This window comes from Paratissierella segnis (assembly GCF_014385195.1).
Taxonomy (GTDB): Bacteria; Bacillota; Clostridia; order Tissierellales; family Tissierellaceae; genus Paratissierella; species Paratissierella segnis.
The window spans coordinates 1-16,389 of the sequence record NZ_JACRTG010000001.1 but is presented as its reverse complement, the minus strand read 5'-3'; the positions used below and the strand labels follow the sequence as shown (position 1 = coordinate 16,389).

The 16,389-nt window shown below is 33.8% G+C and carries 13 protein-coding genes and 1 pseudogene; 1 reads left to right on the top strand and 13 read right to left on the bottom strand.

The genetic code is table 11. The annotated features are described in order from the left end of the window. Positions 1–85 precede the first annotated feature (85 nt). The 5 genes from H8707_RS00070 to H8707_RS00050 form a co-directional block, all read right to left on the bottom strand. Positions 86–3,517, bottom strand: a complete 3,432-nt coding sequence (locus H8707_RS00070) for a DNA polymerase III subunit alpha (RefSeq protein ID WP_262428101.1) — start codon at positions 3,515–3,517, stop codon at positions 86–88. A gap of 901 nt (positions 3,518–4,418) precedes the next feature. Continuing rightward, the gene (locus H8707_RS00065) at positions 4,419–4,805 is read right to left on the bottom strand and encodes a GrdX family protein (protein WP_262428100.1); all 387 of its coding nucleotides are present in this window, start codon (positions 4,803–4,805) and stop codon (positions 4,419–4,421) included. A 2-nt stretch (positions 4,806–4,807) separates the two neighbouring features. Next, the gene (locus H8707_RS00060) at positions 4,808–5,074 is read right to left on the bottom strand and encodes an HPr family phosphocarrier protein (RefSeq protein WP_262428099.1); all 267 of its coding nucleotides are present in this window, start codon (positions 5,072–5,074) and stop codon (positions 4,808–4,810) included. 2 nt (positions 5,075–5,076) lie between these two features. Continuing rightward, positions 5,077–6,030, bottom strand: coding sequence for a DNA-binding protein WhiA (gene whiA, locus H8707_RS00055; protein WP_262428098.1), 954 nt, complete (start codon positions 6,028–6,030; stop codon positions 5,077–5,079). Positions 6,031–6,039: 9 nt separating this feature from the next. Next, the gene (locus H8707_RS00050) at positions 6,040–6,441 is read right to left on the bottom strand and encodes an NUDIX hydrolase (protein ID WP_262428097.1); all 402 of its coding nucleotides are present in this window, start codon (positions 6,439–6,441) and stop codon (positions 6,040–6,042) included. 164 nt (positions 6,442–6,605) lie between these two features. On the opposite strand from H8707_RS00050, the gene H8707_RS00045 reads away from it, so the two are divergent. Then, positions 6,606–7,646, top strand: a complete 1,041-nt coding sequence (locus H8707_RS00045; protein WP_262428096.1) for a M42 family metallopeptidase — start codon at positions 6,606–6,608, stop codon at positions 7,644–7,646. A 70-nt stretch (positions 7,647–7,716) separates the two neighbouring features. On the opposite strand, the gene H8707_RS00040 is transcribed toward H8707_RS00045, so the two are convergent. The 8 genes and pseudogenes from H8707_RS00040 to nifJ form a co-directional block, all read right to left on the bottom strand. Continuing rightward, positions 7,717–8,406: an SGNH/GDSL hydrolase family protein gene (locus H8707_RS00040; RefSeq protein ID WP_262428095.1), complete on the bottom strand. Its 690-nt coding sequence runs from the start codon at positions 8,404–8,406 to the stop codon at positions 7,717–7,719. An 18-nt stretch (positions 8,407–8,424) separates the two neighbouring features. Further along, positions 8,425–9,261, bottom strand: coding sequence for a hypothetical protein (locus H8707_RS00035; RefSeq protein WP_262428094.1), 837 nt, complete (start codon positions 9,259–9,261; stop codon positions 8,425–8,427). After that, on the bottom strand, positions 9,210–9,542 hold the full coding sequence (locus tag H8707_RS00030) for a PadR family transcriptional regulator (RefSeq protein WP_262428093.1): 333 nt from the start codon (positions 9,540–9,542) through the stop codon (positions 9,210–9,212). Before H8707_RS00030 ends, H8707_RS00035 begins: the two co-directional genes overlap by 52 nt. A gap of 266 nt (positions 9,543–9,808) precedes the next feature. Next, positions 9,809–10,807 carry a gluconeogenesis factor YvcK family protein gene (locus H8707_RS00025; RefSeq protein WP_262428092.1) on the bottom strand — a complete coding sequence of 333 codons (999 nt, stop codon included), beginning with the start codon at positions 10,805–10,807 and terminating at the stop codon, positions 9,809–9,811. Continuing rightward, positions 10,808–11,674 carry an RNase adapter RapZ gene (gene rapZ, locus H8707_RS00020; protein WP_262428091.1) on the bottom strand — a complete coding sequence of 289 codons (867 nt, stop codon included), beginning with the start codon at positions 11,672–11,674 and terminating at the stop codon, positions 10,808–10,810. Beyond that, positions 11,675–12,448, bottom strand: coding sequence for a PHP domain-containing protein (locus tag H8707_RS00015; RefSeq protein ID WP_262428090.1), 774 nt, complete (start codon positions 12,446–12,448; stop codon positions 11,675–11,677). Next, positions 12,449–13,360, bottom strand: coding sequence for a UDP-N-acetylmuramate dehydrogenase (gene murB, locus H8707_RS00010; RefSeq protein ID WP_394354616.1), 912 nt, complete (start codon positions 13,358–13,360; stop codon positions 12,449–12,451). It abuts the gene before it with no gap. A gap of 124 nt (positions 13,361–13,484) precedes the next feature. Next, positions 13,485–16,274 (bottom strand): annotated as a pseudogene (gene nifJ / locus H8707_RS00005) (pyruvate:ferredoxin (flavodoxin) oxidoreductase); the annotation flags it as partial. Positions 16,275–16,389 lie beyond the last annotated feature (115 nt).

Genomic DNA, 16,389 nt, shown 5'->3' with positions numbered 1-16,389 from the left:
TCAATAAATACATCAATATAGACTGTAAATTTTATACCTTAATAGCATTTATTATAACATATGATATAAATAATTTTAAGCTATTTCAACAAATTTTGACATTTGAATTGCCAAGCAATGCTTTCAATTCATTAATCACTATATTATCCATTTTAATCCAAAGAGATCTATCGGCTACTACAGTTTTATTTTGTTTTTCTATAAACAGGTATACAGGAGTATCTCCTCTGTATTTTATCAAGATTTTTTTTATATCATTAAGTATGTCATTTCTACTTTCTTTTGAAATCTTTACATAAATTTTATCCAATTTATATCTATTTAAAGGCGATAATTTCTCACATATAATCTTTGGTTCATCCACCTCTGAAACTGATAATTTCCCCTCTACAACCACTACTTCATCCTCTTTGATTAAATTGTTGTATCTATCGTAGGTTGTCGGAAACACAATGCATTCAATAGTGCCATACAAATCTTCCAAAGTAATAAATGCCATCATATTGTTATTTTTAGTAATCTTATTTTTCTTTTCAACTATTATTCCGCCAATAGTGACTCTTTGATCATCTCTTATTAGATTGTTATCCAAAGAAATCTCATCCAAATCATGAGTCAAATCCGACGTGGTAATTGTGGATACCATTTTTAGTTCCTTTTCATATGGTTCTAATGGATGCCCGGACACATAAATACCCAGCATTTCTTTTTCCATATCAAGCAGGTTTTTTTGTGGAAATTCCTTTAAATCAGGTAAATTGTCCTTATGAAAACTTTCTTCATCCGAGTCGAATAACGAAAATTGACCCTCTATATTCCTCTTCATGTCAGTAGTAATTCCATCAATTGCTCTTTCAAAAATCGACAACAATTGAGCTCTGTTTCCGCCCAACGAATCCATTGCCCCGCATCTAATCAAGCTTTCTATAGCCCTTTTATTTATTACTGAAGAATCGATTTTAACTATCCTCTCTACAAAATCGGTAAAGCTTTTAAATCGGCCGTCTTCTCTTGCATTTACAATAACTTTAATTAGCCCTTCTCCAACATTTTTTACTGCACTAAGACCAAATTGAATCTTATTATCTATTACGGTAAATTTACCATAGGATTCATTTATATTTGGGGGCAGTACCTCTATGCCTAATCTTTTACATTCCTGAATATATAAAGATACTGATGTGGTACTATTCATAACTGAAGATATTAAAGCAGCCATAAACTCCACAGGATAATAACATTTAAGCCAACCGGTTCTATATGCAACTACTGCATAAGCAGCTGAATGGGATTTGTTGAAGGCATATTTGGCAAAGTCAATCATCAAATCAAATATCTTTGATGCTGATTTTTCATCTACTCCATTAGAAAGCGCACCGTTTATAAAGTTCTGTCTTTCCTTCTCCATTACATCCATTTTCTTTTTACCCATAGCTCTGCGGACTAAATCAGCCCTACCCATTGAATATCCACCAATATCCCTTACAATCTGCATAACCTGCTCTTGGTAGACTATACAGCCATAGGTTACATTGAGTATAGGCTCCAATTTGGGATGTAAATATTTTATTTTGTTTGGGTCCTCTTTACACTCCACAAAAGTGGGTATCTGATTCATGGGTCCGGGTCTATATAGTGAGTTTGCAGCTATAAGATTTTCAAATACATTGGGTTTCAATTCTTTTAAGAAAGCACGCATCCCCGGACTTTCAAATTGAAATATGCCTAGGGTTTCCGCCTTAGCAAACATTTCAAAAACCACGGGATCATCATAGGTCATATTACCAAAGTCAATTTTTATTTCATGGTCTTTTTCTATCAAATTGACCGCATCTCGAATTACCGTCAAAGTTCTTAAACCTAAAAAGTCCATTTTTAGAAGCCCTAATTCTTCTAATTCTGTCATATTGTATTGGGTAGCTATAACATCATTATTCTTCAATAATGGCGCATAATTGGTCAAAGGTTCCTTTGATATGACAACACCGGCAGCGTGAGTTGAAGTATGCCTGGGCAACCCTTCGACTGCTATTGCCATATCAATTAAATGCCTGACTTCCTCATTGTTATCATATTCTTCTTTTAAAATCTTGCTTATTTCCAAAGCTCTTGTTATATTAATCCCCAACTCATTGGGGATTTGTTTTGCAATATAGTCAACCTGACCATACGGCATATTAAGAGCTCTGCCTACATCCCTTATAGCGCCCCTTGCAGCCATAGTTCCGAACGTCACTATTTGAGCAACCCTATCCGCTCCGTATTTTTCTACGACATATTGAATTACTTCTTCTCTGCGTTCATAACAAAAATCTATATCTATATCCGGCATAGTTACCCTTTCCGGATTTAGAAATCTTTCAAATAATAAACCATATTCCAAAGGATCAATATCAATTATACCTAACCCATATGAGATTATACTGCCTGCAGCTGAACCTCTGCCGGGCCCGACCATAATATCGTTGTCTTTAGCAAATCTTATAAAATCCCATACGATCAAAAAATAATCTGTATATCCCATATTTACAATCGTATTAAATTCAAATTCAAATCTATCCATAATTTCCTTGGAAATTTCCCCATATCTTAGCTTTATACCATTCAGGCTCAATTCCCTAAGGTACTCAACATTTGTATATCCATCAGGTACCTTGAATTCAGGCAAATGGAGAGTGTCAAAATCCAGCTCTACATTGCACCTATTCCCAATCCAAATAGTATTTTCTAAAGCTTCTTTTTGACCTTTAAATAGGCTTTCCATTTCTTCCGGAGATTTTAAATAAAATTCATCATTTGGAAACTTCATTCTGTCTTTTTCATCTACCGTCTTGCCTGTTTGAATACATAAAAGCACATCATGTACTAAGGAATCTTCCCTTTTTAAGTAATGCACATCATTGGTAGCTACCAAAGGTATGTCCAATTTGTTGCTTATATTTATCAAAGCGTTGTTCACTTGAATCTGTTCTTGCAATCCATGATTTTGCAATTCTAAAAAGAAATTATCTTTCCCAAAGATATCCCTATATATGGATGCCACTTCTATAGCTCTATCCATATTATTGTTCAATATATGCTGCTGGACTTCTCCTCCTAAACATGCAGATAAGCAAATGATACCTTCACTATATTTTCTCAATATGTCATGGTCCACCCTTGGTTTATAATAAAATCCATTGACATACCCTTCTGAAACAATTTTCATTAAGTTTTGATATCCTATGTTGTTTTCGGCCAACAAGACTAAATGATATTGATTTTTATCTTTTTGCTCTTTTTCCGTATATTTATTTATTGCAACATAAACTTCCGAACCAATAATCGGTTTGATACCATTTTTTTTAGCCTCTTTATACAACTGAATAACTCCAAACATGGAGCCATGATCCGTTATGGCGACAGCCTCCATGCCCAATTCCTTTGTCCTTTGAATTAAATCCTTGATCCTAGCGGAGCCGTCTAAGAGACTGTATTCCGTATGAACATGCAGATGAACAAATTTGTCTATAGTCATTTCAATTTTCCCTTCAATATAACTTATTTCCTATATCAATTCTACCATATAATTGATATAATTCACAGTTTCAATTCACAACCTAATTCAATTCACAACCTAATTCAATTCACAACCTAATTCAATTCACAGTTCACAGTTCACAACCTAATTCAATTCACAATTCACAGTTCACAATTCACAATTTAAAAGATAGCGAAGAACTAAGAGTTAAGAGTGAAGAGTTGCTAGGGGTGAGCTTTAGGGTCTGAAAAGAGGAGATCCTTCGATAGTAAAGTTTATACTGCCAACCTCAGGATGACGCAAGCATTTATTATACTGCATTTATAGACCCCAATTCACTGCTGGTGTCATCTTTGAGTGAAACGAAGAATCTATACATTTAAAAGATAGTGAAGAACTAAGAGTCAAGAGTGAAGAGTTGCTAGGGTCGAGATTTAGGGTCTGAAAGGAGGAGATCCTTCAATAGTAAAGTTTATACTGCCAACCTCAGGATGACGCAAGCATTGATTATACTGCATTTATAGACCCCAATTCACTGCTGGTGTCATCCTTGAGTGAAACGAAGGATCTATACATTTAAAAGATAGCGAAGAGCGAAGAGTCAAGAGTGAAGAGTTGCTAGGGGTAAGCTTTAGGGTCTGAAAAGAGGAGATCCTTCGATAGTAAAGTTTATACTGCCAACCTCAGGATGACGCAAGCATTTATTATACTGCATTCATAGACCCCAATTCACTGCTGGTGTCATCCTTGAGTGAAACGAAGGATCTATACATTTAAAAGATAGTGAAGAACTAAGAGTGAAGAGTTGCTAGGGTCGAGATTTAAGAGAATAAAAAAAGGAGATTCCGAGCAATGCAAAGGAATCTCCAATTCTTTACTAATAACTTTATTAATTTATTTAACGTTCTAATTTATCGATTACATTTTCCATAAGTGATAAATCAATAATCATGAAATCATTTAAGACCCTATCTGTCCAATTAGGTGTAGCTTTATTTTCCAGAAATTTTCTTGCAGTTAATATACTTTCTTCAATGATTATTAAGCCTTTTTCATCTAAATTTTGTTTATTCTTAGAAATTATTATACTCTTATACGGAGTTTCATTTGGTTTTATACTCCCAGACAAGGGATGAGTCAACAATTTATGACCTTGATGTATTCTATCTCTTACATAACAAAGGATATTTAAGTAATTCATATCCTCCAGATAGTCTACTTCCATACTTTCCTTATATTTATCAAATACGAGTTTATTGTTAGTGACTATTATACTATTATCCATTTTTAAATCGTATTAAAGCCACCTTCCAATAACTTTTTTAATTCTTCAAGCATTTCTTTTTGATCATGCCCTTTTGCAGTCATGGTAATATCTTCACCTTGAAAAGCGCCTAAAGACATAATTCCAATTATGCTTTTACCATTTACTATTTTCCCATTAGCTTCCAATTCCAAATCACTTGAGTATTTATTTGCGGCTTGAACAAATAAAGCTGCCGGTCTGGCATGTAATCCTTCTGGATTTGTAAGCTTTACTGTTATTTTCTCCATTATTAATTCTCCCCTTTCAATTTATCAGCTATTTCTTCCAATTTTTTAAATCGATGATTTACCCCGGACTTTCCAACCGGAGGGTCTAGCATCATACCTATCTCTTTAAGGCTTGCGTCAGTATTTTCTATCCTTATCTCTGCAATTTCTCTTAAATTTTTGGGCAATTTATTTAATCCCATCTTATCCCTTATTATTTCAATGCTTTCGATCTGTCTCAATGATGCATCTATTGTCTTACCAAGGTTAGCAGTTTCACAGTTGACTATGCGATTGATATTGTTTCTTACATCCTTTAATACCCTAATATCTTCTAATTTAAGTAAGGCTTGATGCGCCCCTATAATATTCAATAAATCAACTATTTGCTCGCCTTCTTTTAAATATACTACAAAATTCTCTTTTCGAGTAACTATTTTTGAATTTAACCCAAAATAATTAATTATATTTAATAGGTCAACTGCATGTTCCTCATTATTGGTGACAAACTCCAGATGATATGTCTTCTCAGGATTACTAATAGAGCCTCCTCCTAAAAAAGCGCCTCTTATATAGGAACGTTTGCAGCATCTTTTCTCAATTATTTTTTCGGGAACCTTAAAATAAGGTTTAAAAATGCTTAAATTATATTCATCAATAAATCCAATATCCTGTAATATTTTACTGGATATATTCTTATCATTTACTACAATCAAATAATTATTATTCTTTTTTAATTGTCTATTTCTCCTCACCATCACTTCAACTTCCGTATTGTAAAGAAACTTTAATAAAGAAAAAATTCTTCTTGCTATTGCTGCGTTTTCAGTGGTAAATTTCAAATTTATTGTGGCTTTGCCCGATATTTGTATTGTACCATTCATCCTCACCATAGCTGCTAATTCAGCTAGTGAACAACAGCTGTCTGTAATCGCAATTCTTGACAATTCATTCTTTGTATTTGAAGAAAAGGACATAATATCACCTCATTTTATCAACTCAATTCCCTTGAGAATTATTTTTCTTTCGTCAGCATATCTTACTAGGTCCTTTGCTTTCTCCTTGTGTACAAACATGGCATCTATGAACCCTTCCTTTTTTTGAGGAATACAATCCATAGTATTGCTCTTCATCAAATACCAATGCACTGTTTTTGACACCATTTCATCTTCTTTTAAGTTCTTGTAATTATAATGCACTGATCCTATATAATCAATGATTTCACCTTTAACTCCTGATTCTTCCAACACTTCACGCAGTGCCGCCTTTTTAATGTTTTCACCTTTTTCTAAACGTCCTTTTGGCAATACCCAATCTCCATTATATTTCTTTAACAATAAAATAGTATTTCCAAATACAACTACACCTCCAGAGCTTATCTCTTCCATACATACCAACTCCTGATAAATCGTAATTAGAATATTATTACAATTATACTACATTTGTTTACACTTTTGAAGAACTTTTATTCTATTTTAAAAAATATACTTAAATACCATATGCTTCCCAAATAGGGTATAATTACAATAGAGAATATAAGGAGAGTGAAATTATGAATATATCTATGGATTATGTGTTAGAAAAATTAGAAATCTTATTAAAAACCCCAAGTCCTACCGGAAACACAGAAAAAGCTATTAATTTTGTAGAAAATGAGTTTAGAACACTTGGACTTACTACAAAGAGGACTAATAAAAATGCCCTTATTGCTACAATAGAAGGTAAAAATAAGGAAAAGGAGATTACCTTATCCGGTCATGTTGACACCTTAGGTGGTATGGTAAAGGAAATTAAAGGTAATGGAAGATTGAAGATTACTCAATTGGGTGGCTATGTTTGGAATACAATTGAAGGAGAACATGTGGAAATAGAGACTTTGGAAGGGAAAAAATATACAGGAACCTTCATGACTACAAAAGCTTCATCCCATGTTCACGGAGAAGAAACTGAAACCATCAAAAGAAATATGGAAAATATGGAAATAAGAATTGATGAGATTGTAAATACAGCTGAAGATGTTAAAGAATTAGGAATCAATGTCGGCGATTTTGTTTTCTTTGACCCGAGATGTATTTTTACAAATTCAGGATTTATTAAATCTCGTCATTTAGATGACAAAGCAGGAGTTGCAGCATTACTGGGAATTGGCAAATATTTAATGGAAAATAATATAAAACCTGAATATACTACAAATTTTTTCATTAGCAATTATGAGGAAGTTGGTCATGGTGCAGCTGCCTCTATTCCCGAAAAAACTTTCGAATTTATTGCGGTAGACATGGCAGCCCCCGGTGAAGGACAAACCTCGGATGAATTCTCCGTAACCATATGTGCAAAGGATAGCTCAGGGCCTTATGATTATGGGTTAAGGAAAAATTTAATCAATTTGGCTAAAGAAAATAATTTGAATTATAAAATTGATATTTATCCATATTACGGATCCGATGGTTCGGCTGCTTTAAGAGCCGGACATGACTTCAAAGTTGGGCTGATAGGACCCGGAGTAGATGCTTCTCATTCCTTTGAAAGAACCCATAGAGATGCAATAGAAAATACTATAAAGCTTGGAATAGCCTATCTAATGAGTAAATAAAATCATCATAACAGTCACAATTGATGAAAATTAAAAGTTCCTCGTGTAACTCACCTGACACGAGGAGCTTTTAATACCCCTTAGTAAACATATACTGCTCACCAACAGTCTTATAGATTAATTCATACCCATCACTATTTGGATGAATACCATCAAGGCATAAGAATTCATTATAATTATTATGTTTTAAAAATGCGGAACGTATATCTATTATTGGTACACTCATTTTAGTAGCCAATAGCATAATCTCTACATTATACATTTCCTGCCATCGATAAATCATATTAACATCGCCAAGCCACTGCAATATGCCTTTCTTATTTAGCCCCTTGGAAATCCAATTAAAATATCTTTCCGGATCAATAGGAGGGAGATTAATCATTATTGGGCTACCGCTGTTATTACGTATTTCTTCTATTAAGTTCTCATATAATCTTCTAAATTCAATAATAGGTGTTTTAGGAAGATGTTCTTTTCCCGGATTCTCTGCTATCTCCTTCCAATTAAAGTCACAATCATTTCCTCCTAATTCTAAAAAAATATTCTTATATTTCGTAAGTTCAGTTGCATGCCTCTCAACATTTGATAAACCTTTCGAAACAGTACATCCAAACATAGAATAGTTTTTAATATTTACTTCTTTAAATCCAAATATTTTCTCGAAATTCACTCTAATTATTTTATATTGGCTGGTTTCAGGCTGTAATACTATTCCTTTGCCAATAGAATCTCCAAAAACACAAATATCTATAAGGCTCATAATTAATACCTCTCTTTTTTAATTCCTTCTTTTATTTCTACAAATATAGAATATAAGCGATATCAATGATAAATAAAGCACATATAAAATCCAAGCAATTCCCCAAACGTTAAACTTCATTGATATAAATAAATATAAAAATGTTGTTAATAAAAGCCCTGAAGCAAAAATCAGAATATCCTTCTCTACAATTGACATATACTTTTTATTTACTATATAATCTGTTATTATGTAAAAAAATACTATAATTATAACTACAAGCCAGCTACGATTCCATATATTTTTTGAATGTACCACAGATAAATATAATGATGGAAAAACATAGATTAATGGTATTAAGCTAATATAAATAAATGCTATCCCCCATCTGCTAAGTGTTTTGAAATTAAATAACTTGGCGTATTTATATAAACTTATTGAAAAATATATTAAATATATAAAGGATCCACCTACAGCTATTAACCATGTTTTCTTGAAGGATTTTAGAATGACCACACTTACAAATAAATATATAAATGTTAGAGTAATGAAGTAAAATGTAGTAAATGAGCCCATATTTACAATGACCTTTTTTAAGGCTCCAAGAGTACCACTTTTTTCCACTTCTCTAATTGCATCCTTATAATCAACCATCATTTCAATTGCGCTTTTATAAGCCTCCTCCTTTGTAATCCCCATATTCAAACAATCATTATACTTATCTATCATTATGGAATATAGCTCATCGCGGATTTCTACAATCTCTTTTGTTTTGGGATATAGTCGAAACTTTCTATTTACATATTCTTTTAATTTTTCCTCCATTATAATCCACTCCCAATCAAATTGTTCATTATAGTAATTATTTCTTTCCATTCATTAACTTTCTGAATATATGTATCCCTACCTTCGGGGGTAATTCTATAGTATTTCCTTCTTGCGCCACTTTCTTCATTTCCCCAATAACTTTCAATCCATTTATCCTTTTCCATACGTTTAAAGGCAGTATAGATAGTAGCATCTTTTATATCTATTAACCCTTTTCCGCGTTCTATGATAGTTTTCATAATTTCATAACCATAAGAATCTTTTTCAATGAGAATGGCTAAAATAATGGTTTCTGTATTACCTCTTAAAATTTCGCTTGAATAACTCAATTCATCTCCTCCGATACCTAATCAGGTTAGATATATTGTAACATTATTGTTAATATCCGTCAATAATTAAAATTTTAAAAATTGCTCTTAAGAAAAAATTATATAATTTTAAGAAGGCCAAGAAAAGTTAATAGAGAATCTTAGACATAAGCATCACAAATAAGCCTAAATAGATTAGGCTATAGTATAAGTATTATAGAAGAATCCCATAAAAGAAAAGTACAGGTAGACGTGATAACCTACCTGCACTGTATGCATGTATCTAACTACATGGCTGTAGCTTTTGACCTTACAATATTTATTAATAACTTGCTCAATTCTATATTATCATGCCTGATATAATCCTTCTTTATATCTATAAGATTATCGGATATTAATTCTATATTTTTAGAATTTAATATCTCCTCATCTCCTTCTTTTGCTATTACAGGAGCGGAACCATCAGTAGTATATTTATTTAAGGTTTCCTCCGGAATTTCTTCTGTATTTACAATGACATAATCCAATAAATCTTCTCGGCTGTGGTCTAAAATTGCCTGAACATGATCTATCAATCCATATCCGTCTGTTTCACCGGGCTGTGTCATTACATTACATATATATACCTTTGGTGCTTTAGCATTATATATTTTATCTATCATATTATTCACCAAAAAATTAGGCATTACCGAGGTATATAAGCTTCCCGGCCCTAAGACTATCAAGTCGGCAATATCTATTGCGTTAATTGCATCCTCTAACGGATACGAACCTTTGGAATCAATAAATACCTTTTTTATTCTGCTTCCTGTTCTTTTAACTTCTTCAGGTATATTGGACTCCCCTTTAATTATCATTCCATTTTCCAATTCTGCATATAGATTTATATTGTCAATTGTCATCGGCAAGACCTTACCCGTTATTGACAATACATTACTGGTTTCTTTCACCGCCATCTCAAAGCTTCCGTATATCTCATTCATTGCTGCAATAAAAAGATTCCCAAAACTTTGACCTTTTAGCATACCATTTTCAAACCTAAAATTCAGCAATTTTTCCATCGTCGGTTCAGTATTTGCCAATGCAAGTATACAAGCTCTGATATCTCCAGGAGGGAGCATTCCCAAATCCTCCCTTAAGATGCCGGAACCTCCGCCATCATCTGCTACGGTTACAATTGCTGTAATATTGGTAGTAAATTCTTTCAATCCCCTTAACAATATGGATAACCCTGTTCCTCCTCCTATTACAACAACATTTGGTCCTTCATTTTTTCTTAAACTCATTTATATCTTCCCTCCTATGTCCCTATCCCTATGACTAATTATAGTTCTATGTCCATTTCCTATAAGTATTTCTCCTATTCTATTGGCTATAGCCACGGAACGGTGGAATCCTCCTGTACAACCTATACCAACCACCAGTTGAGTCTTTCCTTCCTCTACATAATACGGAATAAGAAACTCTAATAATTCTATTACCTTTGATATAAAAATATTCGTTTGCTTCCATTTAAATACATATTCTTTAACGCTTTCGGTTTCTCCTGAATATTTCTTTAACTCAGGAATATAATATGGGTTTGGTAAAAATCTTACATCAAATATCAAATCGCCATCCAATAGGATTCCATATTTATACCCAAAAGATGTTATAGAAATTGAGATCCTGCGGTTTTCTCCTCCTTCTAAAAATATCTTGGATATTTCTTCCCTAAACATTGCCAGAGATAGCTTTGAAGTGTCGATGATATAATCAGCCCTTATTTTTACTTCATGCAGCAATTCTCGTTCCCTAGTTATTCCATTGATTAAACTTCCATCAGGCGTTAAGGGATGTGGCCTTCTAAGTTCCTTATATCTCTTTATCAACACATTGTCAGTAGCATCTAAAAATAAAATTTCGTAACTTACTCCATTGGTACACAGTTCCTTTAGGCTCTCAAAGAGATGTTGAAAAAACTCGCCACCTCTTATATCCACTACCACAGCAACCTTATCTATAGGTTTTTTTGATTCCCTGCATAGTTCTGCAAATTTTGAAAGTAAAGCAGGCGGTAGATTGTCCATACAATAATATCCTAAATCCTCCATCACTTTCATTGCCTGTGACTTACCTGCCCCGGACATTCCCGTTATAACAAGAAACTTCATCTACTCACCCTCTGCTATCATATTTCTAATCCTATCAAATGGTACCTTAGCTTCTCTTGCCTTTAATATTCCTTTTTCAATATTCCCGACATCCTCCGGCTTATGAGCATCACTATTTATATAATAATCCACATCTATACCTTTAAGTAGATTTAAACTTTTAACAGATAGCTCACTATGTTTTGCGCTGATTTCAAGCGCTGTACCGACCTTTTTTGCTTTTTTTGCTACCTCGGCAATATTAATCTTTGCCTTTGATCCCGGATGAGTAATTATATCAATTTTATAATTATCCATAGCTTTTAAATAGGCTTTAGTATTCATTTCTACGACCTTTTCCTGATTTATCTTAAAGGCCTTTGATATTGGATTGTATAGATAAAGACCCAAACCGTCTTTTGCAGATTTGGGCATAGCTCCATAATGATAACCCATTAGCAAAACATCTAAATATTTGATAAACTCATCATCCACATCAAGTTCTCCATCCAATCCGACTAAATTGGCCTCTACACCCAATAGAATAGTAAGTCCTCTGGGTACATAGTATTCATTCAATCTTTTGATTTCTTCTTTCATCAAAGGTATATTTTCTTTTCTTACACCATATAGATAATGGCCGGGTCCATGCTCACTTATTGCCAATGTTGTTAATCCTTTTTTTAATGCAACATTGGCATTGTCCTCTATGGTTCCCGTTGCATGTGTACCTTTTTTTCTAAAACCACTGCTAAATATTGTATGGGTATGATAATCTCCCAATATTTTGATCATCTAATCCTCTCCAATTAATTTTATCTCCATTTCCAATTCTACACCAAATTTGTCCCTGACTGTCTTTTGTACAACGGAAATCAAATGGATGACTTCTTCGCATGTTGCATTGTCAACATTGACAACAAAACCACAGTGTTTTTCAGATATCTGCGCTCCCCTATATCTTAGTCCTCTCAATCCTGCATCATCAATCAATTTCCCCGCAAAATAGCCCTCAGGCCTTTTGAATGTACTGCCTGCACTTGGTAATTCCAAAGGCTGTTTTGAAGTTCTCTTAAGTGTTAAGTCCTTCATTATGGAATCTATTTCGTCATAATTGCCCAGCTTTAGTTCCATTTCCATTGACAATACTATCAATCCTTCATCTACTACCCTGCTGCCCCTATATCTGAAGTTCATTTCTGAATTTGTATATTCTACAATATTATTATCCCTATCTATAGCCTTTACTCTTGTAATTACATCTTTGACTTCTCCACCATAAGCACCTGCATTCATAGTCACTGCGCCGCCTATAGTGCCGGGAATGCCATTTGCAAATTCAAATCCTGTAAGAGAATGAATTAATGCCACTCTGCTTACTCCGGTAATCAATGCACCTGCTTGACAATATACTTTATTTCCATCAACATCCACCTTATTCAAGCCTTCATTAATTTTGATAACAGCGCCTCTCATTCCCCCGTCTTTTACAAGCAAATTAGTGCCATTGCCCATAATATAGTACTCCACATCATTCTCTCTGCATAATTTGACTGCACTTACAAGTTCATCTTCACTAGATGGAATAATCATCACATCAGCAGTACCTCCTATTTTAAATGATGTATGATTTTTCATAGGCTCATCAAACATTATTTTTCCCATATCTTTATTATCAAAAAGTTTAATTAACTCTTTCCTTTCCAAAAATTCACCCCCATAATCATTACTATTTATTTTATCATATACATTGGATTTATACCATATTCATATTATGTAAGATAACTTAAAAAAGGGTTATCGGCTTTAAACCGATAACCCCTTTATATTATTAATCTCTTGCCATTTTCCTATATACTTCGTATCTTGCCTTTGCATTAGCTTCCGCTTCTTTAAATAACTCTTCAGCTTCTTCCGGGAAAGCTAGTTTCAATGAAGTATATCTAACTTCTGTGTTAATGAAATCCATGAATGATTCTTTAGGTTCCTTTGAATCCAATGTAAATGGATTCTTTCCTTCATCAGCTAGTCTTGGGTCATATCTATATAGATGCCAATATCCTGAGTCAACTGCTTTCTTTTCTTGCCTGATGGTAGTACCCATACCCGTTCTTATTCCATGATTGATACATGGAGCATAGGCAATAATTAGTGATGGTCCGTCATAGCTCTCAGCTTCTTTAAATACTTTTAGAGCATGGTTCATATTTGCACCTATTGCTATTTGAGCTACATATACATAGCCATATGTTGCAGCTATCATACCTAAATCTTTCTTTCTAACCTTTTTACCGGAAGCAGCAAATTTAGCAACAGCAGCAGTTGGTGTTGATTTTGAAGATTGTCCGCCAGTATTTGAATAAACTTCTGTATCAAGTACCAATACGTTAATATTTTCTCCTGAAGCTAATACATGATCTAAGCCGCCAAATCCAATATCATATGCCCAACCGTCTCCACCAACAACCCAAACGGATCTCTTGATTAGGTAATCTTTTAATTCAGAAATGGATTTTAATATTTCATTTCCTCTTTTATTTCCTGTATCCTTAGTTAATCTAGGAATAATCATTCCGGCAGCCGCTTTTGTAGCTTTAGGATCATCCATTCCTTCCATCCACTCGTTAAAGTATTGATTTATGTCAGAATCCAATCCCAATTCAATAAATTCTTTCATAGCAAGTTCAATTTTTTCTCTAATTTGTCTGTTAGCTACTGCCATACCATATCCATATTCAGCATTGTCTTCAAATAAGGAGTTAGACCATGCAGGTCCTTGACCTTTTTGATTCTTGCAGTATGGAGTTGATGGTGCAGATGCTCCCCAAATTGATGAACATCCTGTAGCATTTGCAATAAGCATTCTATCTCCAAACAATTGAGTCATTAATTTAACATATGGGGTTTCTCCGCATCCTGCACACGCTCCTGAGAATTCCAACAACGGTTGATGGAATTGACTATTCTTTAAGCTCGTTGGCTCAAACAAATCCGATTTTGATTTAACAGTCATTGCAAAGTCCCAATTTTCTGATTGTACTTCATATTCATCTTCAAAATGATGCATAACCAAAGCTTTTTCTTTAGCAGGACATACATCGGCACAGTTTCCGCACCCTGTACAATCAAGTGGTGATACTTGCATACGATATGTTAATCCGTCAAATCCCTTCCCAATTGGTTTTATTGTTTCAAAAGTTTCAGGGGAATTTGATTTTTCTTCTTCATCTACCAATATAGGCCTGATTACAGCATGCGGGCACACAAATGAACATTGATTACATTGGATACAATTTTCTTTAATCCAATGTGGTACATCAACAGCTATAGCACGTTTTTCATAAGCTGCAGTCCCTTGCGGGAATGTTCCATCTTCTCTATCTACAAATGTACTTACCGGTAGATCGTCTCCCTCTTGTCTATTCATAGGTTCTACTACATTCTTGATGAATTCCGGTGATTTATGATCCTCTGGTTCTTCATCTCTAGCATTTTTCCAAGCATCCGGAACATTGATCTTGACTAATGAATCTATACCTCTATCAACTGCCTCATAGTTCATATTAACAATTTTTTCACCTTTTCTGCCGTATGCACTTACTATAGATTTCTTTAAATGTTCTACAGCTTCGTCCAAAGGCAGCACTTCTGCCAATTTGAAAAATGCGGATTGCATAATCATATTTGTTCTTCCGCCCAAACCAATTTCACTTGCAATTCTAGTTGCATTGATTGTATAGAAGTCAATATCATTTTCAGCAATAAATCTCTTCATTTTAGCCGGTAAATTCTTTTCTAATTCTTCTTCATCCCAAATGCAATTAAGAAGGAATGTCCCACCCTTTTTAAGCCCTCTCAATAAATCATATTGATATACGTATGATTGCTTTGAACAGGACATAAAATCTGCATCTGTAATTAAATATGTTGACTTAATAGGTTCATGGCCAAATCTTAAGTGAGAAATTGTAACTCCGCCTGATTTTTTACTGTCATATGCAAAGTATCCTTGTGCATACATATCAGTGTCATCGCCGATTATCTTAATAGCTTGTTTATTCGCTCCAACTGTACCGTCTGATCCAAAACCCCAGAATTTACACTTGATTGTTCCTGCAGGTTCTGTTTTAATTACTTCTTTGATTTCCAAGGAAGTATTGGTAACATCATCTACAATTCCTATAGTGAATCTATTCTTTGGTTTATCGGTCTTTAAATTTTCATATACGGACAAAATTTGTGATGGAGTCGTATCCTTAGATCCTAATCCATATCTTCCGCCTACGATGACAGGTCTAAAGTCTGATTCATAAAATATATTTCTAACATCTAGGTATAGAGGTTCTCCATCTGCACCTTTTTCTTTTGTTCTATCTAAAACAGCAATTTTCTTTACTGTCTTTGGTAATACGTCAAAGAAATATTTAGCTGAAAACGGTCTGTATAAATGAACTTTGATTAAGCCAACCTTTTCACCCTTAGCCACTAAATAATCAACGGTTTCTTCAGCTGTTTCAGTCACAGAACCCATAGCAACTATTATTCTTTCAGCTTCTTCATGTCCGTAATAATTGAAAGGTTTATATTCTCTTCCGGTCAATTTGCTGATTTCCCTCATGTATATGATATTCTAAAAGTACCCCAAATTCTAATTGAAAATTCCTCTAGAAGAAATATATAATAACCCTATGACAATTCATAGGGAGGCTAGGGGATGATAAGTTTAATGGATAAAC

What these genes read in the sequence shown, in the direction of transcription:
- H8707_RS00070 (WP_262428101.1), bottom strand. Translation starts at nt 3,517, where the DNA reads ATGACTATAGACAAATTTGTTCATCTGCATGTTCATACGGAATACAGT.
- H8707_RS00065 (WP_262428100.1), bottom strand. Translation starts at nt 4,805, where the DNA reads ATGGATAATAGTATAATAGTCACTAACAATAAACTCGTATTTGATAAA.
- H8707_RS00060 (WP_262428099.1), bottom strand. Translation starts at nt 5,074, where the DNA reads ATGGAGAAAATAACAGTAAAGCTTACAAATCCAGAAGGATTACATGCC.
- whiA (WP_262428098.1), bottom strand. Translation starts at nt 6,030, where the DNA reads ATGTCCTTTTCTTCAAATACAAAGAATGAATTGTCAAGAATTGCGATT.
- H8707_RS00050 (WP_262428097.1), bottom strand. Translation starts at nt 6,441, where the DNA reads ATGGAAGAGATAAGCTCTGGAGGTGTAGTTGTATTTGGAAATACTATT.
- H8707_RS00045 (WP_262428096.1), top strand. Translation starts at nt 6,606, where the DNA reads ATGAATATATCTATGGATTATGTGTTAGAAAAATTAGAAATCTTATTA.
- H8707_RS00040 (WP_262428095.1), bottom strand. Translation starts at nt 8,406, where the DNA reads ATGAGCCTTATAGATATTTGTGTTTTTGGAGATTCTATTGGCAAAGGA.
- H8707_RS00035 (WP_262428094.1), bottom strand. Translation starts at nt 9,261, where the DNA reads ATGGAAAGAAATAATTACTATAATGAACAATTTGATTGGGAGTGGATT.
- H8707_RS00025 (WP_262428092.1), bottom strand. Translation starts at nt 10,807, where the DNA reads ATGAGTTTAAGAAAAAATGAAGGACCAAATGTTGTTGTAATAGGAGGA.
- rapZ (WP_262428091.1), bottom strand. Translation starts at nt 11,674, where the DNA reads ATGAAGTTTCTTGTTATAACGGGAATGTCCGGGGCAGGTAAGTCACAG.
- H8707_RS00015 (WP_262428090.1), bottom strand. Translation starts at nt 12,448, where the DNA reads ATGATCAAAATATTGGGAGATTATCATACCCATACAATATTTAGCAGT.